24 protein-coding genes are annotated in these 26,622 nt (G+C 64.8%); 14 read left to right on the forward strand and 10 right to left on the reverse strand.

The window, feature by feature from the left end:
• Window positions 1-322 precede the first annotated feature (322 nt).
• Window positions 323-2,416, reverse strand: coding sequence for a methyl-accepting chemotaxis protein (locus tag WN72_RS06265; protein ID WP_092216580.1), 2,094 nt, complete (start codon window positions 2,414-2,416; stop codon window positions 323-325).
• A 272-nt stretch (window positions 2,417-2,688) separates the two neighbouring features.
• Here WN72_RS06265 and WN72_RS06270 point away from each other — a divergent pair, with 272 nt between their 5' ends.
• Entirely contained in the window at window positions 2,689-2,844 is a 156-nt protein-coding gene (locus tag WN72_RS06270; protein WP_008546817.1) for a Thivi_2564 family membrane protein, read from the forward strand.
• Window positions 2,845-2,907: 63 nt separating this feature from the next.
• Here the strand turns inward: WN72_RS06270 and WN72_RS06275 are convergent, their stop codons facing one another.
• The 4 genes from WN72_RS06275 to cysD form a co-directional block, all read right to left on the reverse strand.
• Window positions 2,908-3,108, reverse strand: coding sequence for a CsbD family protein (locus tag WN72_RS06275; protein ID WP_008546815.1), 201 nt, complete (start codon window positions 3,106-3,108; stop codon window positions 2,908-2,910).
• A gap of 146 nt (window positions 3,109-3,254) precedes the next feature.
• Entirely contained in the window at window positions 3,255-5,420 is a 2,166-nt protein-coding gene (locus WN72_RS06280; protein ID WP_092216579.1) for a malate synthase G, read from the reverse strand.
• Window positions 5,421-5,824: 404 nt separating this feature from the next.
• Window positions 5,825-7,741 carry an adenylyl-sulfate kinase gene (cysC, locus tag WN72_RS06285; RefSeq protein WP_092216578.1) on the reverse strand — a complete coding sequence of 639 codons (1,917 nt, stop codon included), beginning with the start codon at window positions 7,739-7,741 and terminating at the stop codon, window positions 5,825-5,827.
• Between the two features lie 20 nt (window positions 7,742-7,761).
• The gene (gene cysD, locus WN72_RS06290; protein WP_027561170.1) at window positions 7,762-8,556 is read right to left on the reverse strand and encodes a sulfate adenylyltransferase subunit CysD; all 795 of its coding nucleotides are present in this window, start codon (window positions 8,554-8,556) and stop codon (window positions 7,762-7,764) included.
• 245 nt (window positions 8,557-8,801) lie between these two features.
• On the opposite strand from cysD, the gene cysG reads away from it, so the two are divergent.
• The 12 genes from cysG (at window position 8,802) to WN72_RS06350 (ending at window position 20,107) form a co-directional block, all read left to right on the forward strand.
• Window positions 8,802-10,226: a siroheme synthase CysG gene (gene cysG, locus WN72_RS06295; RefSeq protein ID WP_092216577.1), complete on the forward strand. Its 1,425-nt coding sequence runs from the start codon at window positions 8,802-8,804 to the stop codon at window positions 10,224-10,226.
• Window positions 10,223-10,540 carry a DUF2849 domain-containing protein gene (locus tag WN72_RS06300; RefSeq protein ID WP_092216576.1) on the forward strand — a complete coding sequence of 106 codons (318 nt, stop codon included), beginning with the start codon at window positions 10,223-10,225 and terminating at the stop codon, window positions 10,538-10,540. Before cysG ends, WN72_RS06300 begins: the two co-directional genes overlap by 4 nt.
• 11 nt (window positions 10,541-10,551) lie before the next feature.
• A complete protein-coding gene (locus WN72_RS06305) occupies window positions 10,552-12,207 on the forward strand; it encodes a nitrite/sulfite reductase (RefSeq protein WP_092216575.1) in 1,656 nt (551 codons plus the stop codon).
• Window positions 12,194-12,709, forward strand: coding sequence for a DUF934 domain-containing protein (locus WN72_RS06310; RefSeq protein WP_092216574.1), 516 nt, complete (start codon window positions 12,194-12,196; stop codon window positions 12,707-12,709). Before WN72_RS06305 ends, WN72_RS06310 begins: the two co-directional genes overlap by 14 nt.
• Window positions 12,706-13,434, forward strand: a complete 729-nt coding sequence (locus WN72_RS06315) for a phosphoadenylyl-sulfate reductase (RefSeq protein ID WP_092216573.1) — start codon at window positions 12,706-12,708, stop codon at window positions 13,432-13,434. The genes WN72_RS06310 and WN72_RS06315 overlap by 4 nt, the downstream gene beginning before the upstream one ends.
• A 112-nt stretch (window positions 13,435-13,546) precedes the next feature.
• On the forward strand, window positions 13,547-14,560 hold the full coding sequence (locus WN72_RS06320) for a sulfate ABC transporter substrate-binding protein (RefSeq protein ID WP_092216572.1): 1,014 nt from the start codon (window positions 13,547-13,549) through the stop codon (window positions 14,558-14,560).
• An 87-nt stretch (window positions 14,561-14,647) separates the two neighbouring features.
• Entirely contained in the window at window positions 14,648-15,433 is a 786-nt protein-coding gene (gene cysT, locus WN72_RS06325) for a sulfate ABC transporter permease subunit CysT (RefSeq protein ID WP_244553774.1), read from the forward strand.
• Window positions 15,434-15,443: 10 nt separating this feature from the next.
• On the forward strand, window positions 15,444-16,355 hold the full coding sequence (gene cysW / locus WN72_RS06330; RefSeq protein WP_092216570.1) for a sulfate ABC transporter permease subunit CysW: 912 nt from the start codon (window positions 15,444-15,446) through the stop codon (window positions 16,353-16,355).
• Complete coding sequence (locus WN72_RS06335; protein ID WP_092216569.1) at window positions 16,345-17,379, forward strand: sulfate/molybdate ABC transporter ATP-binding protein; 1,035 nt, start codon at window positions 16,345-16,347, stop codon at window positions 17,377-17,379. Before cysW ends, WN72_RS06335 begins: the two co-directional genes overlap by 11 nt.
• 182 nt (window positions 17,380-17,561) lie before the next feature.
• Entirely contained in the window at window positions 17,562-18,062 is a 501-nt protein-coding gene (locus tag WN72_RS06340; RefSeq protein ID WP_027561160.1) for a CAP domain-containing protein, read from the forward strand.
• Between the two features lie 79 nt (window positions 18,063-18,141).
• Complete coding sequence (locus WN72_RS06345; RefSeq protein WP_092216568.1) at window positions 18,142-19,317, forward strand: DUF3734 domain-containing protein; 1,176 nt, start codon at window positions 18,142-18,144, stop codon at window positions 19,315-19,317.
• Between the two features lies 1 nt (window position 19,318).
• Window positions 19,319-20,107, forward strand: a complete 789-nt coding sequence (locus WN72_RS06350; RefSeq protein ID WP_027561158.1) for a 3-hydroxybutyrate dehydrogenase — start codon at window positions 19,319-19,321, stop codon at window positions 20,105-20,107.
• A gap of 133 nt (window positions 20,108-20,240) precedes the next feature.
• On the opposite strand, the gene WN72_RS06355 is transcribed toward WN72_RS06350, so the two are convergent.
• The 3 genes from WN72_RS06355 to WN72_RS06365 all read right to left on the reverse strand — a co-directional run bounded on the left by WN72_RS06355 (window position 20,241) and on the right by WN72_RS06365 (window position 23,767).
• Window positions 20,241-21,065, reverse strand: coding sequence for a sulfite exporter TauE/SafE family protein (locus WN72_RS06355; RefSeq protein WP_092216567.1), 825 nt, complete (start codon window positions 21,063-21,065; stop codon window positions 20,241-20,243).
• Window positions 21,066-21,251: 186 nt separating this feature from the next.
• A complete protein-coding gene (locus WN72_RS06360; protein ID WP_027561156.1) occupies window positions 21,252-22,619 on the reverse strand; it encodes a flippase in 1,368 nt (455 codons plus the stop codon).
• 308 nt (window positions 22,620-22,927) lie between these two features.
• Window positions 22,928-23,767: a protein-disulfide reductase DsbD domain-containing protein gene (locus WN72_RS06365; RefSeq protein ID WP_027561155.1), complete on the reverse strand. Its 840-nt coding sequence runs from the start codon at window positions 23,765-23,767 to the stop codon at window positions 22,928-22,930.
• Between the two features lie 141 nt (window positions 23,768-23,908).
• Here WN72_RS06365 and WN72_RS06370 point away from each other — a divergent pair, with 141 nt between their 5' ends.
• The gene (locus tag WN72_RS06370; protein WP_027561154.1) at window positions 23,909-24,553 is read left to right on the forward strand and encodes a YqgE/AlgH family protein; all 645 of its coding nucleotides are present in this window, start codon (window positions 23,909-23,911) and stop codon (window positions 24,551-24,553) included.
• Between the two features lie 220 nt (window positions 24,554-24,773).
• Here WN72_RS06370 and WN72_RS06375 read toward each other — a convergent pair whose 3' ends face one another.
• Together WN72_RS06375 and WN72_RS06380 are read right to left on the reverse strand one after the other, a co-directional pair.
• Window positions 24,774-25,661: a TauD/TfdA dioxygenase family protein gene (locus WN72_RS06375; protein ID WP_027561153.1), complete on the reverse strand. Its 888-nt coding sequence runs from the start codon at window positions 25,659-25,661 to the stop codon at window positions 24,774-24,776.
• A gap of 98 nt (window positions 25,662-25,759) precedes the next feature.
• Window positions 25,760-26,539, reverse strand: a complete 780-nt coding sequence (locus WN72_RS06380) for an SDR family NAD(P)-dependent oxidoreductase (protein WP_027561152.1) — start codon at window positions 26,537-26,539, stop codon at window positions 25,760-25,762.
• Window positions 26,540-26,622: the final 83 nt, after the last annotated feature.

Consider the following 26,622-nt stretch of genomic DNA (forward strand, 5'->3'; position numbering starts at 1 on the left):
GCGCATGCTCTCGGGCAGGCGCTTGATGGGCATTTGGCCTGAAAAGGGTAAAAACTTAGACAGTGTTCCCGGCGTATAATTACGGGGCGTTAGCATGCGGCGCTTGCGCGGGCTCGCATCATCGGTGTTCGGCTCGCATCGCCGGTGGTTGAAGCGACGCCGCCCCAATCTCCGCCGTCGTCCCCGCGAACGCGGGGACCCATAACCACAGGATTGGGTTTGGCGAAGACTCGGAGTTAGCAGCTCGCGCTACAACTTCTCCCTGGGGTTATGGGTCCCCGCGTTCGCGGGGACGACAGCGAGTTTGTGGCGCCAGCGTGCCCTACGCCGCGCGGATCTTGCCGAGGAAGTCGCTGACCTCGTGGCCGAGCTGACGGCTCTGGCTTTCCAGCATCTCCGAAGCCTGCTTCACGTTGTCCGCGGCCGCCGCAGCAGCGTCCGCATCCGCCTTGACGCCCGTGATGTTGTCCGAGACGTTCTTGGTGCCCTGAGCCGCGAATTGCGTGCTGCGGGTGATCTCCTGGGTCGCCGCGCCCTGCTCCTGGACGGCGGCGGCGATGGCGGTTGCGACCTCGTTGACCTCGCCGATGATGCCGCCGATGGTCTGGATCGCGTTGATGGCGTCGCTCGCCACCCTCTGGATGTCGGCGATCTGACCGGAGATTTCCTCCGTCGCCTTCGCGGTCTGGCTGGCCAGCGACTTCACCTCGGATGCGACCACCGCGAAACCGCGTCCGGCTTCGCCGGCCCGCGCGGCTTCGATCGTGGCGTTGAGCGCGAGCAGATTGGTCTGCGCCGCGATGGTATTGATCAGGCCCACGACCTCGCCGATGCGTCCTGCGGACTGGGCGAGCCCCTGGACCGTGCCATCGGTCTCGCGAGCCTGATTGACGGCGCGGCTGGCAATGCCCGCGGCATGGGCCGCCTGCTGGCTGATGTCGTTGATCGAGGCCGAGAGCTCCTCGGCGGCGGCGGCGACGCTGTCGACGCTCATCGAGGCGTCGTTGGAGGCCTTGCCGGCGACCTGGACGCGGTCGTTGGTCTGGCGCGACACCGCGGAGAGATCGCCGGAGGTCTTGCGCATCTCGCCGGAGGCTTCGCTCAATTCGCCCAGCGTCTTGCGCACCGCGCCCTCGAACTCGCCGACATAGGCTTCGACCGCGCGCTGGCGTGCGGCCGCGCCCGCATTGCGCTCGCGCTCGTGCTCCTCGATCTTGAGCTTCTCGGCCGCCTGCCGCTTGAAGGTCTCGAGTGCGCCGGCCAGCGCGCCGATCTCGTCCTGGCGGTCGAGATAGCCGCTGTCGACGGCGAGGTCGCCGCCGGCGACCTTGAGCATGGCGTCGCGGATGGTGGTGAGCGGATGGATGACGCGGCGGCTGACCAGCATGATCGCGCCGGCGGCAAGTCCGATGGCGAGCGCCAGCAGCGTCAGCTGCACGATCAGTGCGCGTTGAGCCGCGCTGCGCTGGTCCAGCGTATGGCTCTTGGCGGCATCGAGCGCGGTCTCGGCCACGGCCACTGCGCCGGCGAGGCGGCCCACCGTGACCGGGGTCCATTGGTTCGCCGTCATCTCGCCCTTTTCGCCATTGGCAAGCGTATTGGCGAGGCGATCGCGAAGCGCCAGATATTGCGGATCGAAATAGGCGGTCTTGACCGTCGCCATGGCGGACGACAGGGCCGGCGGCAATTGCATGCCCGAGGCCGACAATTCCAGCGCCTTCCATGCCGCGGCCGTTCCGCCGACATATTGGGTGTAGGCGAGGCGGGCCTCCGGCGTGATGCGGCCGGCATTGAGCCCGGTCGAGATGATCAACGAGGCTTCACCGCCGGTGTTGCGCAGCAGCCAGGCATTCTGCTTGATCGACAGCAACTGGTCGATCTCCGCGTCCTGGTGGTTGACGCTGGCGGCCAGGATGTTCGAGAGCTTGTCGAGCGTCTCGAGCAGGCCCTGCGTCGTCTCCATGTACTCTTTCGGCAGGCCGGCACGACGCTGGTCCTTGGGTTTGGCGACGTCCTCCCAGAACTGCTTCTGCTCCTCGGTCAGCAGCTTGTAGAGCCGCGACAGCTCCGGCACCAGCGTGCCGGATTGCGGAAACTCCATGGCAGGCAGCAGCTCCAGCGCGTGTCCCATCGCCGGCATCTCGGCGTCGCGGATCCCGCGCAGATATTTCTCGATCTCGGGATCCATCGGCTCGGTCGCGTTGAGGAGCCGGTTGGTGCTCGAACGGTCGGTGCGCAGATTGTGCATCGCCTTGAACAGATCGGCGGAAGCGTCCGCGATCTGCGAGATGCGGTTGGCGGTCTTGAGGCGATCCCAGGACTCGTAGGCGGTGAGCGAGAGCGCAATCACCACGCAGGCCGACGTGATCGCGATCACCGCCTTCAGCAGCGCGGATACGGTCAGACGATTGAGCATCGAAATCCCCCCAAAGTCCCATTTCCAAAGGTCGTGAAGACGCCCGGCAACATCGAAAACATTGGGCGCGCAGATCGGCAATTGCGTACCGTTTGCGGCTCGGAGCCCGAACGGTTTCCGCATCTGAAAGGAAAAGGGTAAAGTTTTAGGCAGCCGGCCGCACTGTAGAAATACGGAATTACCAGAAGTTGTAATGGGTTGGCCGGATGGAACCGGCGCGCGAGATCGGCGTTGGGACTACCGTTGGCAATTTGCCTGAAGGGGGCCTCGCAATGCTGGTCGGCGTACTCGTCACCTTTCTCGTCGTTATTCTCGTGCTTTATCTCATCAACATGCTGCCGATGGACGGCCGCGCCAAGCAGATCGCGCGCGTGATCGTGATCATCATCGGCATCGTGTCGTTGTTGAAATATCTCGCGGTGTTTTAGCGAGAGCGGCCTACGGCCCAAACAGAAAGCCCCGGCGCGAGCCGGGGCTTCGTTCGTGCCGCACTAGTGCAGCGACTTCAGCCAGTCGTCGACGTCCTGACGGACCTGGTCCTTGGCCTTGCCGTAGCGTTCCTGCAGCCGGCCTTCGAGCTGCTCGCGGCGTCCCTCGATCAGCTGGAGGTCGTCGTCAGTGAGCTTGCCCCATTTCTCCTTGGCCGATCCCTTGAACTGCTTCCAGTTTCCTTCGATGCGATTCCAATCCATGACCATCTCCCGTTGGTTGATGGCCCGACAACGCGAGGCGCGCGCAGCCGTTCCGCGGCGCGCCGCGGCGTTTCGCCCAACAAAAAAGCCCCGGCTCGCGCCGGGGCTTTTGACGTCCGAATGACCGGGCTCAACCCGCCGCCTTGTTATCCAAGCGCCTTGGCCTCGCGGCGGCGCGCGGTGAGGATGTATTCGGTGTAGCCGTTCGGCTGCTCGCGTCCCCTGAAGATGAGGTCGCAGGCGGCCTTGAAGGCAACGCCGTCGAAGGCTGGCGCCATCGGCTTGTAGATCGGATCGCCCGCGTTCTGCTTGTCGACGACGACGGCCATGCGTTTGAGCGATTCCATCACCTGCGCCTCGGTGATCACGCCCTGGTGCAGCCAGTTGGCGAGATGCTGGCTGGAGATGCGCAAGGTCGCGCGGTCTTCCATCAGGCCGACATCGTGGATGTCAGGCACCTTGGAGCAGCCGACGCCCTGGTCGATCCAGCGCACGACGTAACCGAGGATGCCCTGGCAGTTGTTGTCGATCTCCTGCTTGACGTCGTCAGGCGCCCAGTTCGACTTCGATACCGGAATGGTGAGGATGTCCGAGAGCTTGGCGCGCGGGCCACCCTTGGTCAGCTCCTGCTGACGTGCGATGACGTTGACCTGGTGGTAGTGCAGCGCGTGCAAGGTCGCCGCGGTCGGTGAGGGCACCCACGCCGTGGTGGCGCCGGCCTGCGGATGCGCGAGCTTCTGCGCCAGCATGTCCGCCATCTTGTCGGGGGCGGCCCACATGCCCTTGCCGATCTGGGCATGGCCGGGCAGGCCGTCGATCAGGCCCATGTCGACGTTCCAGTCCTCATAGGCCTTGATCCAGGCCTGCGCCTTCATCTCGTTCTTGCGGATCATCGGACCCGCTTCCATCGAGGTGTGGATCTCGTCGCCGGTGCGGTCGAGGAAGCCGGTGTTGATGAACATGATGCGCTTGGAGGCGCGCTGGATGCAGGCCTTGAGGTTGACGGTGGTGCGCCGCTCCTCGTCCATGATGCCGACCTTGAGCGTGTTCTCGGGCAGGCCGAGCATCTTCTCGACGCGATCAAAAATCTCGCAGGTGAGCGAGACTTCGTCCGGCCCGTGCATCTTCGGCTTGACGATATAGGCCGATCCGGTGCGGCTGTTCTTGACCTTGGAGTTACCCTTGAGGTCGTGGATGGCGAGCAGGCCGGAGACGGCGGCATCGAGCAGGCCTTCCGGCACTTCCTCGCCCTTCTCGTCGAGCACCGCGTCGGTGAACATGTGGTGACCGCAATTGCGCATCAGGAGCAGGCTGCGGCCGTGCAGCTTGAGCTCGCCCTTGCCGTCGGGCGTCTTGTAGACGCGGTCGGCGTTGAGCGAGCGCGTCAGCGTCTTGCCGCCCTTCTCGAAGTCCGCCGACAGCGTGCCGTTCATCAGGCCGAGCGTGTTGCGATAGACCAGCACCTTGTCCTCGGCGTCGACCGCGGCGACCGAGTCTTCCATGTCGAGAATGGTGGAGACGGCGGCTTCCATGATCATGTCGGCGACGCCGGCCGGATCGTCCTTGCCGATCGCGCTGCTGCGGTCGATCTCCACCTCGACATGCAGGCCGTTGTTGACAAGCAGCACCGCTGACGGTGCGGCTGCATCGCCCTGGAAGCCGGCGAACTGCGCGGCGTTCTTCAGTGCGGTGGCATTGCCGCTCTTCAGCTTCACCGCGAGCTGGCCCGCGACCACATTGTAGGCGGTGACGTCGGTGTGGCTGCCGGTCGCGAGCGGCGCGGCGGCGTCGAGGAAGGCCTTTGCTTTCGCGATCACCTTGTCGCCGCGGGCCTTGTTGTAACCCTTGCCGCCCTCGGAAGGATCGTGCGGGATCGCGTCGGTGCCGTAAAAGGCGTCATAGAGCGAACCCCAGCGCGCGTTCGCCGCGTTCAGCGCATAGCGCGCATTGGTGAGCGGCACGACGAGCTGCGGGCCGCAGATCTTGCCGATCTCCTCGTCGACATTGGCGGTCTCGACCTTCTGCGTCGCCGGCTCCGGGACGAGATAGCCGATCTGCTTCAGGAACGCGGTGTAGGCGTCGAGGTCGAACGCCTTGCCCTTGTTGGCGCGGTGCCAGTCGTCGATCTTGGCCTGGAGCGCGTCGCGGAACGCCAGCAGCTCGCGGTTCTTCGGTCCCAACTCCTTGATGATGCCAGCAACCCCGGCCCAGAACGCATCCGGCGCGATCCCCGTTTTCGGGGCCGCTTCCTTGGCGATGAAGTCAAACAGGACGGGAGCGATCTTCAATCCGTGGGCGTCGACGCGTTTCATGATGGGCTTTCTTGTTGGAAATGGCTGTTTTTGGCTGCTTTTGACCCGACAGCAGCAAAATGCGCCCACGAGGGGCGGCTTTCGGGGACCTATTAGCCCCAAAATCGAGGCGGTGAGAAGACCCCCAAAGGTTTGTCAAAATGTCAAGGCGAGGGGGTTGGCTCGTTTTACAAACCGATCGGGCCCGGCTCCACACCACGCGCACAACTGCGCTCCCTCCCCCTTGCGGGGGAGGGCGGGGGAGAGGGGTGGCCCAGGAATTGGTGTGTCTGAGTTCGACGGAGCGAGTGCTAGTGATGGAGAGAGTCCCCGTGTGGACCCCTCTCCCTAACCCTCCCCCGCAAGGGGGGAGGGAACGCACTGCCCGTGTGGCGCCGCGCGCGTGCCAGCGAAAGCACGTGTGCTCAAATATTCGCGGCGAGGTCCACGAGCTCGTCGAACAGCACGCCTGATGTCTTGAGCATGAGTTCGATCTCGTCTGCCGCCTCGGCGACCGTCCGCTTCGACGTGTCGATCACGAGCTCTGCCGCCTGCGGCGCCTCGTAGTCGTTGCCGATGCCGGTGAACGAGGCGAGCGCGCCGGCGCGGGCTTTCTTGTAATGGCCCTTGGGATCGCGCTCCTCGCACACCTCCGCCGGCGTCGCGACATGAATCTCGCGGAAGGCGGTGTCGGCGATGCGGCGCGCGGTGGCGCGGTCCTCGCGGGCGGGCGAGACGGCCGCAACGATCGCGATATGGCCGTTGCGGGCGAGATGTGTCGCGACCTCGGCGAGGCGGCGGATGTTCTCGCTGCGATCGGCGGCCGAGAAGCCGAGATCGCTGTTGAGGCCGGCGCGCAGCGTGTCGCCGTCGAGCAGGATCGGCGAGCCGCCATTGGTGAAGAGACGCCGCTCCAGCGCCCGCGCCAGCGTCGACTTGCCGGAGGCCGGCAGGCCGGTGAGCCAGACAACGGCACCGTTGTGGCGATAGCGCGCGGAACGCTCGTCCGGTCGCAGCGCCGATTCCACCGGCACGATGTCGACAGGCACTGCGCGCTGGCCGGCATCGACCGACAGCACCAGGCCGCCGCCGGCGATGCGTCCGGACACTTCGATCACGAGGCGGCCGGTGCGCGGGTTCTCGGTGTAGGGATCGGTGGCAATCGGATTCGAAAGAGAAATGTCGATCTCGCCGACATGGTTACGGCCGATCGCCTTGTTCTCGCTGCTGGAGAGCTCGCCGGGATCGACCGCCTTCTCGATCGCGACGACGGTGGCGCGGCTTTCCTTCGGTCCGCAGCGCACCAGCAGCTGGTCGCCCTTGGCGAGCGGCTTGTCGTGCAGCCAGAAGATGCGCGCGCGCAGCCGCCGCGTCTCGCGCGGGGCGGCGCCCGCATGCGCGATGATGTCGCCGCGCTCGATGAACAATTCGCGGTCGAGCGTGATGCCGACCGAGCGGCCCGCGCCCTGACGGCTTGCGATTGGTGTCAGCGGCCAGCTCTCGACCGACTTGATCTTCGCGATCTTGCCGGCCGGCATAATCACGATCTCGTCGCCGGCAATGAGGCTGCCGGATTCGATGCGGCCCGCCACGATGCGGCGGTCGTCGAACTTGTAGATCGCCTGCACCGGCAGGCGCAGCGCCAGCGCTTCCAGCGGCCGGGCCGGCTCGAGCCGGTCAAGCGCCTCGACCACGGTCGGTCCCTTGTACCAGCCGATGCGGTCGGTGTGCTCGGCGACGCCGTCGCCATCGCGCGCCGAAATCGGGATCACCGCTGTCGGCGTCACGCCGAGGCCGTTCAGATGCGCCGAGATTTCCTCGCTGATCGCCTTGAAGCGGTCGGATGAGAAATCGACGCGGTCCATCTTGTTGACGACGACGGCGACCTGCTTCACGCCGAGCAGATGCAGGAGATAGCCGTGCCGCCGGGTCTGGTCGCGCACGCCTTCGAGCGCATCGATGATCAGCACGGCGCCGTCGGCTTGCGAGGCGCCGGTGATCATGTTGCGCAGGAATTCGGCGTGGCCGGGCGCGTCGATCAGCACGATGTCGCGCGAATTGGTGCGGAAGCGGATCTGCGTGGTGTCGATGGTGATGCCCTGGTCGCGCTCTGTCTGCAGCGCATCGAGCAGGAACGACCATTCGAACGGCATGCCGCGCCGCGCGCTGACGGCTTTCAGCATTTCCAGCTTGCCCTCGGGCAGGCTGCCGGTCTCGTGCAGGAGACGACCGACCAGCGTCGACTTGCCGTGATCGACATGGCCGACGATGACGATGCGCACTTGCGGACGCGTGGTGCCGTTCGGCGTGGCGGACGACGTGGGGGTGACGATCATGTTCATAGCCGCGGTGCGTCCTAAAATCAGAGATAGCCGGCGACGCGCAGGCGCTCGAAAGCGTCCTCGGTCTCATGGTCGAGCGCACGGCCGGCGCGCTCCGGCACCTTGGTCTGCTCGAGCTCGATCAGGATCTCGTCGATGGTCGACGCGGTCGAATTCACGGGGTTGGTGATGTCCTGATCGCCCAGCGAGCGATAGCGCTTGCCGTCCTTGGCAAGATACAGCGGGATGATCGGAATGTTCTCGCGCTTGGTGTAGGCCCAGATGTCGGCCTCGGTCCAATGCAGGATCGGGTGGATGCGCAGGTGAGCGCCCTGGGGAGGCGAGGCGTTGAAATGATCCCAGAACTCCGGCGGCTGGTCGCGCACGTCCCAATTGCCTTCGAGACCGCGCGGTGAGAACACGCGCTCCTTGGCGCGGGTGGCCTCCTCGTCGCGGCGTATGCCGGCGATCAGGCCGTCAAAACCGTATTTGCCGAGCGCCATCTTGAGGCCCTCGGTCTTGCGCGCGGCGGAACGGGCGGCGGGGGGAAGCGTCGGGTCGACCGCATCGATGGGCGGGCAGGGCTCGACGCGCAGGTCGAGATCCCACTCCTTCCCGTAATGATCGCGAAAGCGATACATCTCCGGAAACTTCTTGCCGGTGTCGACATGGAGGGCCGGGAACGGCATGCGACCGAAGAAGGCTTTCCGCGCCAGCCAGATCATGACGTTGGAGTCCTTGCCGAGCGACCACAAGAGGGCGATCTTTTTCAGGCGGGCAAAGGCCTCGCGGAAGATGTAGATGCTCTGGGCTTCGAGCTGGTCGAGATGGTCCATGCTGGGCGCAAGATCAGCAGAAAATTCTTGCGTGCCCGAGCGGCTGACGAGGGCCGGGCTGCTCACTCCGACAACTGCGGAATCGTCCTTGAGAAGATGCATCTCTGGCACTTTGCGTTTGGAGGCGAAAATTCTATAGTTGCGGTGCAGAAGAGAAGAAAAAATTTTCTCTTTGCGCGCTCGAAACGACACATATATAGAAAATAATTCCAGTCAACCCCGGATGTGGGGGAAGCGAGTATCGCATGCGGTTCTTGCCGGTGTTTCTCGATCTCAAGGCCGGTCCGGTGGTCCTCATCGGCGCGGGCGAGCTTTTGCGCGCAAAATTGCGCGTGCTCGCCGCTGCCGGTGCGCGCATCCGCGTGCATGCGATCGACGGCAATCATGACCTCGGCCTCGGCTCCGAGGACGCGGCGCGCGTTGAGATCGCGAGCGGCGATCCGCTGACCGCTGACCTCGCCGGCGTCATCGCCATCGTCTGCGCCGGCGCGGGTGACGTCGGCGTGGCCATGTCGGTTCGCGCCAAGGCGCTCGGCCTCCCCGTCAACGTCATGGACGATCTCGAACATTCCAGCTTCATCTTCCCGGCCATCGTCGATCGCGGCGATGTCGTGGTCGCGGTTGGCACCGGCGGAACGTCACCGGTGGTGGCGCGGCGCGTGCGCGAGAAGATCGAGGCGCTGCTGCCCGCGCGCATCGGCGAGCTCGCCGAGTTCATCGGCACCTTTCGCAAATCGATCAATGAGCGGATCGCCGAGTTTCCGCTGCGCCGCCGCTTCTGGGAGCGCGTCATCGACGGTCCGATCGGCGCTTCGGTGCTCGCCGGCCGCAAGCGCGAGGCGGACGTGGCGCTCAAGTCCATTTCTGATCCGTCGGCATTTGCGCGCGCGGACAAGCCGGAAGGCTCGGTCGCGCTGGTGGGTGCCGGTCCCGGCGATCCTGACCTTCTCACCATCAAGGCGCTGCGTGCGCTGCAGGATGCCGACATCGTCTTCCATGACGAGCTGGTCTCGCCCGAAATCCTCGATCGCATCCGCCGCGACACAACGCGCGTTGCGGTCGGCCGCCGCGTCGGCAAGCCCGGCATCGGCCAGGACGCCATCAACAAGCGCATGATCGAGGCCGCGCAGTCCGGCCAGCGCGTGGTGCGGCTGAAGGGCGGCGATCCCTTCGTGTTCGGCCGTGGCGGCGAAGAAGTCGAAGCGCTGCGCGCCGCCGGAATCGCCTACTCGATCATTCCCGGCATCACCGCGGGGCTCGGCGGCGCCGCCGATTTCGAGGTGCCGCTCACCTTCCGTCATGAAGCGACCCGCATCACTTTCCTCACCGCGCACAAGGCGCGCGATGCCGAAGCCGTGGACTGGTCGACGCTGACCGACACCAGGATGACCGTCGTGGTCTACATGGGCATGACCGCCGCGCCCGCGATCCGCGAGGGCCTGTTCGCCGCCGGCCGCTCGCCGGAGACGCCGGTCGGCGTCTTCGCCCGCGTCACGCGTCCCGACGCGCAAGGCGCGATCGGCACGCTGCGCGATCTGCCCGAGCTCGTGCGGCGGACCAATGGCGGTCCCGCCATCCTCATCATCGGCGACGTGGTCCGGCATGCCGGCTCGCTTCGCCGCCAAACCCCAAAACAAATCATCTCTGACCTATTGGATGCAGCCGAATGACCTCCCCGCTCGAACAGAAGAAGATCAAGATCGCCGGCCCCTCGGTCGTGACCGCCAACCGCACCTGGGACGGCATTGTGGTGTACCGCACCGCCGCCAAGAGCTGGTCCGCCGACCTCTCGGAAGCTGCGATCGTGCGCAACTCCGACGAGGCCAAAGCGTTGCTTGCAGAGTCGGTCGCCGATGACGTCGGCGCCATCGGCCCCTATATCGCCCCGGTGCAGGTCGGCGCGGACGGCAAGATCGAACCCGGCAACCTGCGCGAACAGATCCGCCGCACCGGTGTGACCATCGGGTCGTCGGCTCAGGCTTAAGGCGCTTTCTTATGTATGCTTACGACGAAATCGACCGCACGCTCGTCAACGAGCGCGTCTCGGAGTTCCGCGACCAGGTGAAGCGCCGCCTCTCCGGCGAGCTCACCGAGGACGAGTTCAAGATCCTGCGTCTTCAGAACGGCGTCTATCTGCAACTGCACGCCTACATGTTCCGCGTTGCGATTCCCTATGGAACGCTGGCGACGAACCAGCTGCGGGCGCTCGCCCATGTCGCGCGGAAGTACGATCGCGGCTACGGCCATTTCACCACCCGGCAGAACATCCAGTTCAACTGGATCAAGCTCGCCGAGCTGCCGGATGCGCTGGAAGATCTCGCCCAGGTCGGCATCCATGCGATGCAGACCTCCGGCAACAACATGCGCAATGTCACCTCGGACCAGTGGGCGGGCGTCGCGCCGGGCGAGATCGAGGATCCCCGCATCTGGTCGGAGCTGATCCGCCAGCATACCACGCTGCATCCGGAATTCTCGTTCCTGCCGCGCAAGTTCAAGATCGCGATCACCGCGTCGGACCATGACCGCGCCGCGATCAAGATCCACGACATCGGTCTGCGCCTGATCAAGAACGAGAAGGGCGAGACCGGCTTCGAGGTGCTGGTCGGCGGCGGCCTCGGCCGCACGCCGTTCATCGCCAAGACCATCAAGCACTTCGTGCATGGCCGCGATATCCTCAGCTACATCGAGGCGATCCTGCGCGTCTACAATCAGTACGGTCGCCGCGACAACATCTACAAGGCGCGCATCAAGATCCTGGTGCACGAGCTCGGCATCGAGAAATTCGCGCGCGAAGTCGAGGACGAGTGGCAGCATATCCGCAACTCCTCGCTCCAGATCGACGACGAGGTGATCGAGGACATCCGCTCGCGCTTCACCTATCCCGCTTACGAGAAGCTGCCGCACATGCCGGACGAGCTGCGCCAGGCCGCGGCCGATCCTGAGTTCGAGGCATGGCGCAAGAACTCGGTGGCTCCGCACAAGGTGCAGGGCTATTCCATCGTCACGATCTCGCTGAAGCCGACCGGCGGGCCTCCGGGCGATGCCACCGCCGAGCAGATGGATGCGCTGGCCGACCTCGCCGACAAATACTCGTTCGGCGAAATCCGCGTCGGGCACGAGCAGAACCTGGCGCTGCCGCACGTCGCCAAGCGCGATTTGCCGGCGCTGTGGAAGGCGCTCGACAAGCTCGGCCTCGCGACGCCGAACGTCAATCTGATCACCGACATCATTGCCTGCCCGGGGCTCGATTATTGCTCGCTGGCCAATGCGCGCTCGATCCCGATCGCGCAGGAGCTGACGCGGCGCTTTGCCAATCACGAGCTCGCCAATCTGATCGGCCGGCTCCACATCAACATCTCCGGCTGCATCAATGCCTGCGGCCATCACCATGTCGGCCACATCGGCATTCTTGGCGTCGAGAAGAACGGCGAGGAGGTCTACCAGATCACCATCGGAGGCCGTGCCGACGAGAACGCCGCGCTCGGCACCCTGATCGGTCCCGGCGTCAAGTTCGACGAGGTCGCCGACGTCGTCGAGGACATCGTGGAAGCCTATCTCGCGCTGCGCGAGCGGCCCGAGGAGCTGTTCATGGACACCGTGAAGCGTCTCGGCGTCGAACCCTTCAAGGAGCGCGTCTATGCCACTCGTTAACGGCGGAAAGATCGCCGACGACAGCTTCGCCAAGCTGGCCGTCGATACGCCGCTGCCCGAGAGCGGCGACATCCTGGTGCCGGCCGAGCGCTTCCTCGGCGATGCCGAAGGCCTGCTCAAGCGCGCCGGTAAGGTCGGCGTGATCTGGCCGAACAACCGCGACATCGACGAGCTGGTGCCGTATCTCGGCAAGGTCGCCGCGGTCGCGCTGGTGTTCCCGACCTTCCGTGATGGGCGCGCCTACAGCCAGGCGCGGCTGCTGCGCGAGCGCTACAATTATCGCGGCGAGCTGCGCGCCACCGGCCAGATCCTGCGCGACCAGTTCGTGTTCATGCTGCGCGCCGGCTTCGATTCCTTCGAGGTCAAGAAGCAGGCCGACGCGGAAGCCTTCATGCAGACCGCCAAGCGCTATTCGGTGTTCTACCAGCCGACCGGCGACGGACGCATCACGGCGCTGCACCGGCGCATGCAGCTGCGTCATTCCGAGGGTGTCGGCACGTGAACGCGATCGCGCCCCAGGTCTCACCGTCCATCTCTGCACTGCCTTCGGCGGAAGAGCTCGATCGCGCCTTGCGCGATGCGTCCCCCGCGGAGGTCATTGCCGCGGCGCTGAAGACGGTGGGGCGCGAGAAGCTCGCGCTGGTGTCGTCGTTCGGCACGGAATCGGCGACGCTGCTCAAGGTGATGGCAGACGTCGATCCCGCGATTCCCGTGATCTTCCTCGATACCGGCTGGCTGTTCGAGGAGACGCTGGCCTATCGCGACACGCTCATCGAAACGCTGGGCCTCAAGGACGTCCGCTCGATCAAGCCGGCGGAGGAAACGCTGTCGCGCGAGGATCCCGAGCGCGACCTCTGGTTCTCCGATCCCGACGCCTGCTGCCGTATCCGCAAGGTGGAACCGCTGGCGCGGGCGCTGAAACCGTTCGATGCCTGGCTCAACGGCCGCAAGCGCTTCCAGGGCAATGCGCGCGCCGACATTCCGGTTGTGGAGGACGACGGTGCGCGGTTGAAGTTCAATCCGTTCGCGAATGTCTCGCGCGAGGAACTCGAAGCGATTTTCGTCCGCGCCAAATTGCCGCGTCACCCACTTGCGGCGTCCGGTTTTCGCTCGGTCGGGTGTATGCCTTGCACGAGCAGAACGGCCGAAGGCGAGGATGAGCGCGCGGGTCGTTGGCGCGGCCGCGCCAAGACAGAATGCGGCATCCACACGATGAAGACTTCGTAGCACAGTCGATCTGCCACGCTGCGAACAAGAAAATCCGGTTCCGTTGACTTGAGAGCGTTTCGCCACGAGTTTCGCCTGCATGCCTTCGCTGACACTGGCGTCGTCGAAGTGAATGGAGTTGGACATGATGCGCCGTATCGTTCCGCTCGCTGCAGGACTGCTCGTATCGAGCCTCGTGGCAAGCTCGGCTCTCGCCGCTGACATCAATCTTTTGAACGTGTCGTACGATCCGACGCGTGAGCTCTATGCGGAGTTCAACAAGGCGTTCGTGAACGCCTATCAGAAGGAGACCGGCAAGAGCGTCGAGATCAAGCAGTCGCATGGTGGCAGCGGCTCGCAGGCGCGCGCCGTGATCGACGGCTTGCAGGCGGACGTGGTGACGCTCGCGCTCGCCTATGACATCGATGCCATCGCCGGCAAGGGCCTCACCGCGGCGGATTGGCAGAAGCGTCTGCCGCAGAATTCATCACCCTATACCTCGACCATCGTGTTCCTGGTGCGCAAGGGCAATCCCAAGGGCATCAAGGACTGGGACGATCTGCTCAAATCCGGCGTTGCCGTGATCACGCCCAACCCGAAGACATCGGGCGGCGCGCGCTGGAATTATCTGGCCGCGTGGGGCTTTGCGCAGAAGAAATACGGCTCGGCCGACAAGGCCAAGGACTTCATCGGCAAGCTCTATCAGCAGGTGCCGGTGCTCGATACCGGCGCGCGTGGCGCCACCGTGACCTTCGTCGAGCGGGGCGTTGGCGACGTGCTGCTGGCCTGGGAGAACGAGGCGTTCCTCGCGCTCAAGGAATTCGGTCCGGAAAAATTCGAGATCGTGGCGCCGCCGCAATCGATCCTCGCCGAGCCGCCGGTCGCGATCGTCGACAAGGTTGCCGATAAAAAGGGCACTCGCAACGCTGCCGATGCCTATCTCCAGTATTGGTACACCAAGGAAGGGCAGGAGATCGCCGCGCGCAACTTCTACCGTCCGCGCGATCCCGTGATCGCGAAAAAGTACGAAAACTCGTTTGCAAAGGTCGAGCTGTTCACGATCGACGACGTATTCGGCGGCTGGACCAAGGCGCAGAAGGAACATTTTGCCGACGGCGGCGTCTTTGATCAGATCTACAAGAACTGATCGGGCGCTGTCGAAGGGGCTTTAACAGGGGGCCTGGTGAGCGCACTCGCAGCACGACGCCGGACACTGCCGGGCTTCGGTCTCACGATGGGACTGACGCTGTCCTGGCTGTCCATCATCATTCTGATTCCGCTCGCCGGCCTGTTCCTGAAATCGCTCGAGCTCAGCCCCGAGCAATTCTGGAACATCCTCTCCAGTCGCCGCACCCTGAATGCGCTGCGGGTCTCGTTCGGCCTCGCCTTCGCGGCGGCCTGCGTCAATCTCATCATGGGCAGCATCATCGTCTGGGCGCTGGTGCGCTACCGCTTTCCCGGCCGGCGCATCTTTGATGCCATCGTCGATGTGCCCTTCGCACTGCCGACGGCGGTTGCCGGCGTCGCGCTGACCGCGCTGTTCGCCGAGAAGGGCTGGCTGGGCGCGCCGCTCGCCGCGCTCGGTATCAAGGTGGCGTTCACGCCGGTCGGCATCTTCGTCGCCATGATCTTCATCGGTATTCCGTTCGTGGTGCGCACTGTGCAGCCGGTGCTCCAGGATCTCGATCCCGAGATCGAGGAGGCCGCGGGCAGCCTGGGGGCCAGCCGCTGGCAGACCATCATCCGCGTGATCCTGCCCTCGCTCGCGCCGGCGCTGCTCACGGGTCTCGCGCTCGCCTTTGCGCGTGCGGTCGGTGAATACGGCTCGGTGATCTTCATCGCCGGTAACTTACCCAACGTCTCGGAGATCGCGCCGCTCTTGATCGTGATCCGGCTCTCCGAATTCCGCTACGCCGACGCGACCGCGATTGCGGTGGTCATGCTCGTCGTCTCCTTCGTCGTCATCTTCGCCGTCAACCGGCTCCAGCGCTGGGCGCAGAGCCGGATCCCGGCGCACTGAGGGGGATGCGATGACGATGCAGATCGCAGACACCGTATCGCTGACGTCGCCCGATGCACGCGCACGTGCACATGCTGCCGCAGCCCGCGACAGCCTGCGCACCGAACCGCGCGCGGTGCGCGCCATCATCATCTCGCTCGCGGTGATCTTCCTGTCCGTCTTCGTCGTGCTGCCGCTGGTCGTGGTGTTCGCGCAGGCGTTCTCGCGAGGGATCCTCGCCTATTTCGCCGCGCTCGCCGAGCCGGAGGCAATGGCGGCGATCAAGCTGACCTTGATCGTCGCGGCGATCTCGGTCGGCCTCAATCTCGTCTTCGGCCTCGTCGCCGCCTGGGCAATTGCGAAGTTCGATTTCCCAGGCAAGACCTTCCTGATCACGCTGATCGACCTGCCATTCTCGGTGAGCCCGGTGATCTCCGGCCTCGTCTTCGTGCTGCTATTCGGCGCGCAGGGCTATTTCGGCGGCTGGCTCAGGGATCACGACATCCAGATCCTGTTCGCGGTGCCCGGCATCGCACTCGCCACCACTTTCGTGACCTTCCCGTTCGTGGCACGCGCGCTGATCCCGTTGATGCAGGAGCAGGGCACGCAGGAGGAGGAAGCCGCGATCTCGCTCGGCGCCTCCGGCTTGCAGACCTTCTTCCGCGTCACGCTGCCCAACATCAAATGGGGCGTGCTCTACGGCGTCCTGCTCTGCAACGCGCGCGCGATGGGCGAGTTCGGCGCGGTCTCAGTGGTCTCCGGCCATATCCGCGGCGAGACCAACACCATGCCGCTCCTGGTCGAGATCCTCTACAACGAGTACCAGTTCGTCGCCGCCTTCGCGATTGCCTCGCTGCTGGCGATGCTGGCGCTGATCACGCTGATCGCCAAGACAATTCTCGAACGTCACCTCGACGAAGGACAAGACGTCAATGACCATTGAAGTCAAAAATCTCGTCAAGAAGTTCGGCAGCTTTGCCGCGCTCGACGGCGTCGACCTCAGGGTCGACAATGGCGAGCTGCTGGCGTTGCTCGGTCCCTCCGGCTCCGGCAAGACCACCTTGCTGCGGATCATCGCCGGTCTCGACTGGCCTGATTCCGGCGAAGTCTCCTTCAACGGCGAGGACGCGCTGGCGCAGGGCGCGCGCGAGCGCCACGTCGGCTTCGTGTTCCAGCACTACGCGCTGTTCCGCCACATGAGCGTGTTCGAGAACGTCGCCTTTGGCCTGCGCGTGCAGCTGCGCGCCGTCCGCAAGGACGAAGCCACGATCCGTGCGCGGGTCAAGGAGCTGCTCGACTTGGTGCAGCTCGACTGGCTCGCCGACCGCTATCCGAGCCAGCTCTCCGGGGGGCAGCGCCAGCGCATCGCGCTCGCCCGCGCGCTCGCGATCGAGCCGCGCATCCTGCTGCTCGACGAGCCCTTCGGTGCGCTCGACGCCAAGGTGCGGAAAGAGCTGCGAAGGTGGCTGCGCTCGCTGCATCACGAGATCAACGTCACCTCGATCTTCGTCACCCACGACCAGGAGGAGGCGCTGGAAGTCGCCAACCGCGTCGTGGTGATGGACAAGGGGAAGATCGAGCAGATCGGCTCGCCGGACGACGTCTACGAGACGCCTGCGACCGCCTTCGTCCACGGCTTCATCGGTGAGTCCATCGAGCTGCCGGTCCAGGTCGACGGCGGCGTGATCAGGCTCGGCGACCGGCCGCTCGCCCTTGCCGCGGACGGGCTTGCGCCTGGCGCGTCAAAACTGTTCGTGCGGCGACATGACATGCTGGTCGGCCCGCCGGGCAGCGGCGCCTTCGAGGGCGCGGTTCAGCACGTCCGCAATTTCGGCCCGGTGCAGCGCGCCGAAGTCGCCCTGTCAGGCGGTGAAACCATCGAGATCGACGCCCCCCGCGACAAGGAACTCCGCGCCGGCGACACCATCGGCCTCGAGCCGAGGCGCTACCGGATATTTGCAGGCTAGAATTCCCCCGTCATTCCGGGGCGCGCGTCAGCGCGAACCCGGAATCTCGAGATTATAGAGGGAGATTCCGGGTTCAGTGCTGCGCACTGCCCCGGAATGACACCGGACAGATTTTCCTCAAAATTCACCTTTCAGCCACGGTTGGTATGCAACAACGGCCCCTCATTTGGGGGCCCCGATCCATGCGCGCTGCGGCCGCAATTCTCATCCTATTGCTTCTCGCCGGCTGCGCCGGCAATGAGGCGCCGGTCCAGCAGCCGTCGATGTATGCCGACATGGCCGTCCCCGGCGCCCAGCTCGACGCGCAGGCCGCCGCGATCATGATTTCGCAATACCGCCAGAACAACATGCTCGGCACGGTCGTGGTCGATTCCGATCTGATGCGGCTCGCCGAATCCCAGTCCCAGGCCATGGCTGCCGCCAACAAGATGGACCACGACGTTCGTGCTCCGCTGGCCAAACGGCTGACCGCCGGCGGCTACCCCGCGACCGTCGCGGTCGAGAACATCTCGGCCGGCTATCATACGCTGGCGGAAGCATTTTCCGGCTGGCGCGACTCGCCTCCGCACCGTGCCAACATGCTCAAGAACGGTGTCACAAAATTGGGCATAGCGGCGAGCTATGCTCCGGGCACCAAATACAAGGTGTTCTGGACCATGATCCTGGCTTCGACGGACCGATAAGCCAGACTTGATCCCGGGATGCATTGACGGGGTGGCGAAACTGTCGCCACGGTGGCTCGCCTTTTGCTATTGTTCCCGTATGACCGACCATAGCCCGGAATCCGCCAGCGTCCCCGCGAATGCGCAACGTGTCCTGGTACTCCAGGGCGGCGGCGCCCTCGGCTCGTACCAGGCCGGCGCCTATCAGGCGCTGTGCGGCTACGGTTTCGAGCCGGAATGGGTCGCCGGCATCTCGATCGGTGCCGTCAACGCCGCCATCATCGCCGGCAACGAGGGGCACACCCGCGTCAAGCGGCTGAAGGAATTCTGGGAGATGGTCTCCGCGCCGGTGCCGTGGAAACCGATCGGCAAGAGCGACCACAGCCGCGAGCTGTTCAACTCGACCAGCGCCGCTTTGATCGCGACCTTCGGCGTCCCCGGCTTCTTTGTCCCGCGCGTGCCGCCCGCGCCGCTCTGGCCGCCGGGCCATCGCGAAGCCGAAAGTTATTACGACACCGCGCCGCTGAAGAAGACGCTGGAGCGCCTGGTCGATTTCGACCGCATCAACGACCTCAAGACGCGCCTGTCGGTCGGCGCCGTCGGCGTCACCTCCGGCAACTTCAAATATTTCGACAATTACGAGTTCAAGAAGCTCGGCAAGAAAATCGGCCCCGAGCACATCATGGCCTCCGGCGCGCTGCCGCCCGGCTTTCCCTCCGTCGTCATCGAGGGCGAGCATTACTGGGACGGCGGCATCGCCTCCAACACCCCGCTCGACTACGTGCTCGATGCCGAGCTCGCGCGCGACATGCTGATCTTCCAGGTCGACCTGTTCAGCGCCCGCGGCGACCTGCCGAATTCGCTGCTCGAGGCGACCGAGCGCGAGAAGGATATCCGCTTCTCCAGCCGCACGCGCATGAACACCGACAAGAACAAGCAGATCCACAACGCCCGCAGGGCCGTGCGCGACCTGATTTCCAAATTGCCCGATTATCTCAAGAACGATCCTTCCGTCGAATTCCTTGCGAAGGCGGCACGTGAGAGTACCGTCACTGTGGTGCACCTGATCTACCGCAGCAAGAACTACGAATCCTCGTCCAAGGATTACGACTTCTCGCATGTCGCCATGGTCGAGCATTGGGAAGCCGGCGTGCGTGACGTGCATCTGTCGATGCGCCACAAGGATTGGCTGGAGAAGCCGCAGTCCGGCGAGACCATGGTGACCTACGATCTCACGGGGGACGTCACCGCGCCCCCGGCAAAAAGGAGCGAATAAGATGGGTACTCTCTCAGGCAAAAACGCCGTCGTGACCGGTTCGACCAGCGGTATCGGGCTTGCTTATGCGCGCGCCTTCGCCAGCGCCGGCGCCAATGTCGTCATCAACGGCTTCGGTTCCCCTGAGGACATCGAGAAGGAGCGTTCGAAGATCGAGTCCGATTTTGGCGTCAAGGCAGTCTATTCGCCCGCCGACATGACCAAGCCGGCCGAGATCGCCCAGATGATCGCGCTCGGCGAGAAGACGTTTGGCTCGGTCGACATCCTCGTCAACAATGCCGGCATCCAGTTCGTCTCGCCGATCGAGGAATTCCCGATCGAGAAGTGGGACCAGATCATCGCGATCAACCTGTCCTCGGCCTTCCATGCCATCCGCGCCGCCGTCCCCGGTATGAAGAAGAAGGGCTGGGGCCGTATCATCAACACCGCCTCGGCGCACTCGCTGGTCGCCTCGCCCTTCAAGTCGGCCTACGTGTCGGCCAAGCACGGCATCAACGGTCTCACCAAGACCGTGGCGCTCGAAGTGGCGACCCACAAGATCACCTGCAACTGCATCAGCCCCGGCTATGTCTGGACGCCGCTGGTGGAGAAGCAGATCCCCGACACCATGAAGGCCCGCAACCTCACGCGCGAGCAGGTCATCAACGACGTGCTGCTCGACGCGCAGCCGACCAAGGAGTTCGTGACCTCCGAGCAGGTCGCAGCGCTCGCCCTGTTCCTGTGCGGCGATGACGCCGCGCAGATCACCGGCACCAACCTGTCGATCGATGGCGGCTGGACCGCGGAGTAACGGCCCGATGCCGGTAGGGTGGGCAAAGGCGCGTCAGCGCCGTGCCCACCATCTTTGTCTGATCGAGAGAAATGGTGGGCACGCTCCGCTTTGCCCACCCTACGAGAGCGAGGACGAGGCGGCAGCCTCTCGCCTAATGGCTCCAGGCCAGCGCCGTCACGATCGCGGACGACAGGTTCAGCTCCGCGAACATGATCTTGCCAGCGACCACGACGAGGACGCAGGCGAGCGCGGCCCGCAGCACCGTCTCGGGCACGCGCGTTGCGCTGTAACTGCCGAGGATGATGCCGGGCAGCGAGCCCAGCAGCAGAACGCCCATCAGGCCCCAGTCGACCGAGCCGAGCAGCCAGTGTCCGGCGCCCGCGACCAGCGTCAGCGGCACCGCATGCGCGATGTCGGAGCCGACGATGGTCGCCATCGGCAGCCGCGGGTAGAGCAGCAGCAGCACGGTCACGCCGACCGCGCCGGCGCCGACGGACGAAATCGAGACCAGCACGCCAAGCACGATGCCGGTGACGACGGTCGCGATCGCGGTGGTGCGCTCGTCGACACCTTCGAGGCGCTTGCGGTAGCGCTCCATGATCGATTTGCGGAAGATCAGCGAGGTCGCGGTCAGCAGCAGCGCAAAGCACAGCACGAGGTTGACGAGGTTGCGCTCGGAATCGCTTTTCAGGTCGAGCTTCCACAGCACCAGCAACGTCAGCGCGCTCGCCGGAATGCTGCCGCAGGCGAGCCGCAGCACCGCCGGCCAGTGCACGCTGCGTGACCAGCCATGCACCACGCTGCCGCCGGTCTTGGTGGCGGCGGCATAGAGCAGGTCGGTGCCGACGGCGGTCGTGGGATGGATGCCGAACAGCAGGATCAAGAGCGGCGTCATCAACGAGCCGCCCCCCACGCCGGTCATCCCGACAAGCAGGCCGACGCCGAAACCAGAGGCGACATAGAGCGGATCGATCATGTGCGGGGAATCTAGGTTTATCTCGTCGGTTGGGCAATATGACGTAGAATAAACTTTCCCTGCGGCGCAACTGCTTGGAGGGAATAAGAAAAATCGTTCTTCAGGGCGGGAGATGGTAGGGGTTTCGCCTCCGCCCCAAGCGTACCGCGAAACGGCCGTTCCCTCGCACCGGCAGGCGCTTAGCGCCTATTTGCCAAACGCCAGCACGTGCAGCCCCAGCCGCTGCCGCACGATCCAGAACAGCAGCACCGTCTCGAATGTGAGCGAGATCGAGGTTGCGGCCGCGGCGCCGTGGCCGCCGTAGCGCGGCACCAGGGCAATGCAGAGCACGAGGTTCATCACGAAGGCCAGCGCGTAGGCGAGGGCGCAGATCTTCTGCTGGCCGAGCATGTTGAGCAGTCGCTCGACTGGCCCGATCGCGGCGCGCACGACGAGGCCGATGGCGGCGACGAACATGATGTCGTAGCCGACCACAAATTGCGGTCCGAACAGCCAGAGCAGCGGCTTGCCGAGCGCGAGCAGCACGACCGTTGCCGCCAGCGACGGCCAGAACGTCCAGTTGATGGCATGCGCCACATAAGCCGACAGCCGCGCCTTGTCGCCGAGGGCGTTGTATTCGGCGAAGCGATGCGCCGTCGTCGCCGACATCGCGTAGTGGATGAACGACACCAGCGCCAGCGTCTTCACCACGGCGAAATACACGCCGACCTCGTCGGATGGACGGAACTGCTGCAGCACCAGCACGTCGGTGTAGGACAGCAGCAGATAAAAACTTTCGACCAGCAGGATCGGGAGTGACACCGCGAGCCAGCCGCTGATGTCGTAAGCCTTGGGGCCCGGCTCGATGTGATCGGCGAGCTTGCGGTTCAGCACCACCATCTGCCCGGTCATCGCGATCCACACCGCACCGAGGCTTGCGACCATCGCGGCGACCGCGCCGAGATGATAGCCGAGCAGGAACGCCGCGGCGGTGATGCCGATGATCAGCGCCTGGCGGATGATGAATTGCGGCATCAGGCCGAGCTGCATCCAGTCATGCGAGCGCGCGATGCCGTCCTGGGTGTTGGCAACGACGAAGGCGGGCAGCGTCATGCAGCCGATATAGAGCGGCAGCTCCTCGGCCGGGTTGATCCAGGGCGACAGCAGCCTGACGATGCCGGCAAGGGCGAGCGACACCAGTGTGGAGACGGCAAAGGTCAGCCAGCGGCTGCCGGAGAGGAAGCCGCGCAGCAGCGCATGCTCACCGCTGGTGCGGTACTCCGGAATGATCTTCTGCGCGGAGGCGGAGATGCCGAAATCCATCATGCTGCCGAGCAGCAGCACCCAGGTCCAGACATAGACATAGATGCCGTAGTCGGAGGTACCCATCCAGCGCGCCAGCAGCACCTGCGAGAAATAGGCGAGGCCCGCGCTGATGACGCGGATGATGAAGATGGTGCCCGCCAGCCGCCGCGTCAGCGACGCCTCGCTCGATCCGCCGGTCAACCTGGCCCGCAGCCGCGCGATCAGCCCGGCCGGTCCGGTCGTTGCGGGTTCTGCATCCATCACGGCCAATTCGAAGAATCCCCAGGCGCCCGCAGTCTGCGGCAGGCTTGGGAATTAGCAACCATTCGTTAAGATTCGGTTGGGTGGGCGTGCAGTCGCGCCAACTGCGGTGTCGTCCCCGCGAAGGCGGGGACCCATAGCCACAGGGAGAAATTGTAGCGCGAGCTGATAAACTCCGAGTCTTCGCCAAACCACGGCCTGTGGTTATGGATCCCGGGCTCGCGCTGCGCGCGCCCCGGGACGACAGCGGAATATGAAGCGCTGGCAGAGCAACTCACTCGCCGCGTCCTGACTGCCGCCGCGACGACAGCTCCGCCTCAATCCAAACTCGTATTGAACTCGTACGACTTCTCCGGCCCGACCAGCGTGAATTTCAACGCCGCCCCATCAGGCTTGGCCCCCGGCGGCAGCCCGTCGAGCTCGAAGGTAAATCGCTTCACGCCCGGCGGTGCCTGGTCGACCGGGGCCGGAATCGGCAAGGCCCAGTCCGGCGTCGGCCCTTCCACGAACAGGTTGACGTTGCGCTTGTCAGGCACGACCACGTCGACCACCACGTTCTTGGGCCCATCGCGCTTGACGTCGCGGATGGTCAGCGGATTGGGATCGCCGATATTGGCCGGCTTCGGCACCGTGTCGAGTGCGGCGCGCAAATTCGCGTCCTCGGTCGAGGCGACGTTGTTGAAGCCGAGCTCGGCACTGGCCTCGACGGGAATGCAGAGCTTCTCGCACACGGCGTAGTTGATCTCGGCGCGCAAGGTCACCGGCTTGTCGGCGGCCTTGGGCACGATGCGCAGGGGCAGCACGATCTGGTCGTGATAGCCGATCGAGTGGCCGCCCGCGCCGTCGTCGAATTTCTGCGGCGCCGGCCACATCACCGTCACCGCTTCGACATTATCCGACTTCGAGAAGTCGAACCGCGGCGGAACGCCGGAATCGCCCGGCATGCGCCAATAGGTCTTCCAGCCGGGCTGGATCTGGAAGGAGATACCGCCGAGCAGCACCGCGCCGCTGCGCGAGCCCGCGACCAGCCGCACCGCGGAGTGTCCGTCGCGCTGCCAGGGCGAGGCGTCGTCGGCATGAGCCGCGAACGCCAGCGACGACGCAAGCAGGGTTGTCGCGACGCCAATCGCCGCACGCAGGGGAACTCTTGTCAGCATGGCACGTCTTTACAGGGTCACCCTGGGCCAAACCATTGAATTGCTTGTGATGGATGCACTTGAATCAAGTCTCTGCAAGCCTTGATTTGACAGCGGCCCGGCCCGACATCAGGATAGGAATTGAAACCGGAGTGCTTCACCATGGCTCCTACAGGCAAGAGGACGGGCGAAAGCACCCGCAGCGCAGGCCCTGCGCTCCCCAGCTCGGCCGGTTATCTGGACGGCCGGCTCCTGATCGCAATGCCCGTGATGGGTGACTCCCGCTTCGAACGCTCGGTGATCTATCTCTGCGCCCATTCGGCCGAGGGCGCGATGGGCATCATCGTCAACCAGCCGGCCGGCAGCATCGACTTTCCCGAGCTCTTGCAGCAGCTCGGCATCATCAAGAAGGGCGAGCACATCAAGCTGCCCGGGAATGCCGAAACCATGAAGGTATTGCAGGGCGGTCCCGTCGACACCGGCCGCGGCTTCGTGCTGCATTCCAGCGACTTCTACATCGAGAAGGCGACGCTGCGCATCGACGACGGTGTCTGCCTCACCGCGACCGTCGACATCCTGCGCGCGATCGCCAACGGCTCCGGCCCCAAGCACGCCATCCTCGCACTCGGCTATGCCGGCTGGGCGCCGGGCCAGCTCGAGACCGAGATCCAGAGCAATGGCTGGCTGCATTGCGACGCCGATGCCGACCTGATCTTCGGCGACGATGTCGAGGAGAAGTACGGCCGGGCGCTACGCAAGATCGGCATCGATCCCGGCATGCTCTCGAACGAGGCCGGGCACGCGTAGCTGGCGCAGCGCCCTCCGCTGTCGTCCCGGACAAGCGGAGATTCTGGCAACGCGTAGCGTTGTCCAGAACGTAGCGCCGATCCAGGACCCATAACCACAGGATGAAGTTTGAGGCAGGCTGGTCACCGCTAGCCTTCGCCAAACCACTCCCTGTGGTTATGGGTCCCGGATCGGCGCTCCGCTTCGCTGCGCTTGTCCGGGACGACAGGGTAGTATGTCGCTACTCCGCCGCCTGCTGCTGCACCGTCGGCTCGGTCCCCGCCACCGTCGCCCTGCGCATGTCGCGCGGCTGGGACTGGTCGTAGCGGCGGACGCGGTGCATGGTCTGGCGGTTGTCCCACATCACGAGGTCATGCAGCTTCCATTTGTGGACATAGACGAACTCTGCTTGCGTCGCATGCTCGTTGAGGTCGCGCAGCAGCAGGCGTCCCTCCGGCATGCTCATGCCGACCACCTTGCCGGCGTGCGATGACAGATACAGCGACTTGCGGCGATGCACCGGATGGGTGCGCACCAGCCGTTGCAGCACTGGCTTGAACATCTCCTTTTCTTCTTCGGTATATTCGGTGAAGCCGAGCGATCCCCGCGAATACATCAGCGAGTGCTCGCAGACGAGGTCCTCGAGCTCCGCCTTGATCTCGTCGTCGAGCGCGTCATAGGCCGCGCGCATGTCGGCGAATTCGGTGTTGCCGCCCTTCGGGTTCACCACGCGCGCCGACAGCAGCGAGAACTTTGCCGGGATCGGGCGGAACGAGCTGTCGGAATGCCACAGGCAGTTGCCGAGATTGAACAGATGCGTGCGGCTGTCCTTGGCCAGCGGCTTGCCGTCCTTGCCGAGATTGGAGACGTCGTTGAGGCCGGACTGAAGACGGTAGTCCTTTTCCTTGGTCACGGTGCCGCCGCGCGCATCCTCGCGCTGGCCGAAGTTGAGCGCAAACGCCATCTGCTGCTCGTCGGTGATGTCCTGGTCGTGGAAGACCAGCACCGCGTACTTGTCCATTCCCGCCTCGACCTCGCGCGCCTCGTCCGGTGTCAGCGGCTTGCGCAGATCGAGGCCCGAAACCTCGCCGACAAAATGCTTCTGAAGCTGCCGGATGGCGATCGTCATGGCGTTTTCTCCCGCTGGCTGCGAGCGGTTGGTCCCGCTCTGTCAGTGAAAAAGCTACTCCTGCACTCGGAGTTGTCAACGCGCGGCGCGCATAGCTCTCACGCGTTGCGCGCCATCAACCCGCCGTCGACTGGGATCACCGCGCCCGTGAGGAAAGACGCCGCCGGCAGACACAGGCTCAGCGTCATATGCGCGACCTCTTCGGGGTCGCCGTAGCGGCCGAGTGCCGTGCGGCGCTTGGCGTAGATGGTCTTGTGCTCCTCCGAGATGCGGTCGGTGATCGCGGTGCGGATCGGCCCCGGGCAGATGCAGTTGACCGTGATGCCCTCGCGGCCGAGCTCGACCGCGAGCGAGCGGGTCAGGCTCGCCACGCCGCCCTTCGCCGCCGAATAGGGGCTGTGCAGCGCGGTGGCGCCGAGCGCCTCGGTCGAGGCGATGTTGACGATGCGCGGGCTCTTCGACTTACGCAAATGCGGCAGCGCGGCGCGGATGATGCGCGGATGCGCCGTCAGCATCACGGCGATGCCCTTGGCCCAGGCGTCTTCATAAGTCTCGTCGTCGATCGGGACGCGTACGGAGATGCCTGCATTGTTGACGATGATGTCGAGTCCGCCGAAATGCGCGGCGACATCGCCGACGACGCGCTTGATCTCGCCGGCATCGGCGACGTCGAGCTTCCACGCCTTCGCCGCGCCGCCGCTCGCCGCGATCTCCTTGGCAACGGATAGCGCGCCTTGCTCGTCATAATCGGTGACGGCAACGTTCGCGCCCTCGGTCGCAAATACGCGCGCGGTCGCGCGTCCCATGCCGCTGGCGGCGCCGGTGACGAGAACGGTCAGGCCCTTCACCGACCGGCTGAGCTCTCTGGACTCGGTCATGCTGTTTCCTCGCAGCGTCTTGCTTGTTGTTATGATTGACAAGGCTGGCATCGATCCGCAGACAGGTCAAACAAGCAAAACAA

It is taken from the genome of Bradyrhizobium arachidis (assembly GCF_015291705.1).
Taxonomy (GTDB): Bacteria; Pseudomonadota; Alphaproteobacteria; order Rhizobiales; family Xanthobacteraceae; genus Bradyrhizobium; species Bradyrhizobium arachidis.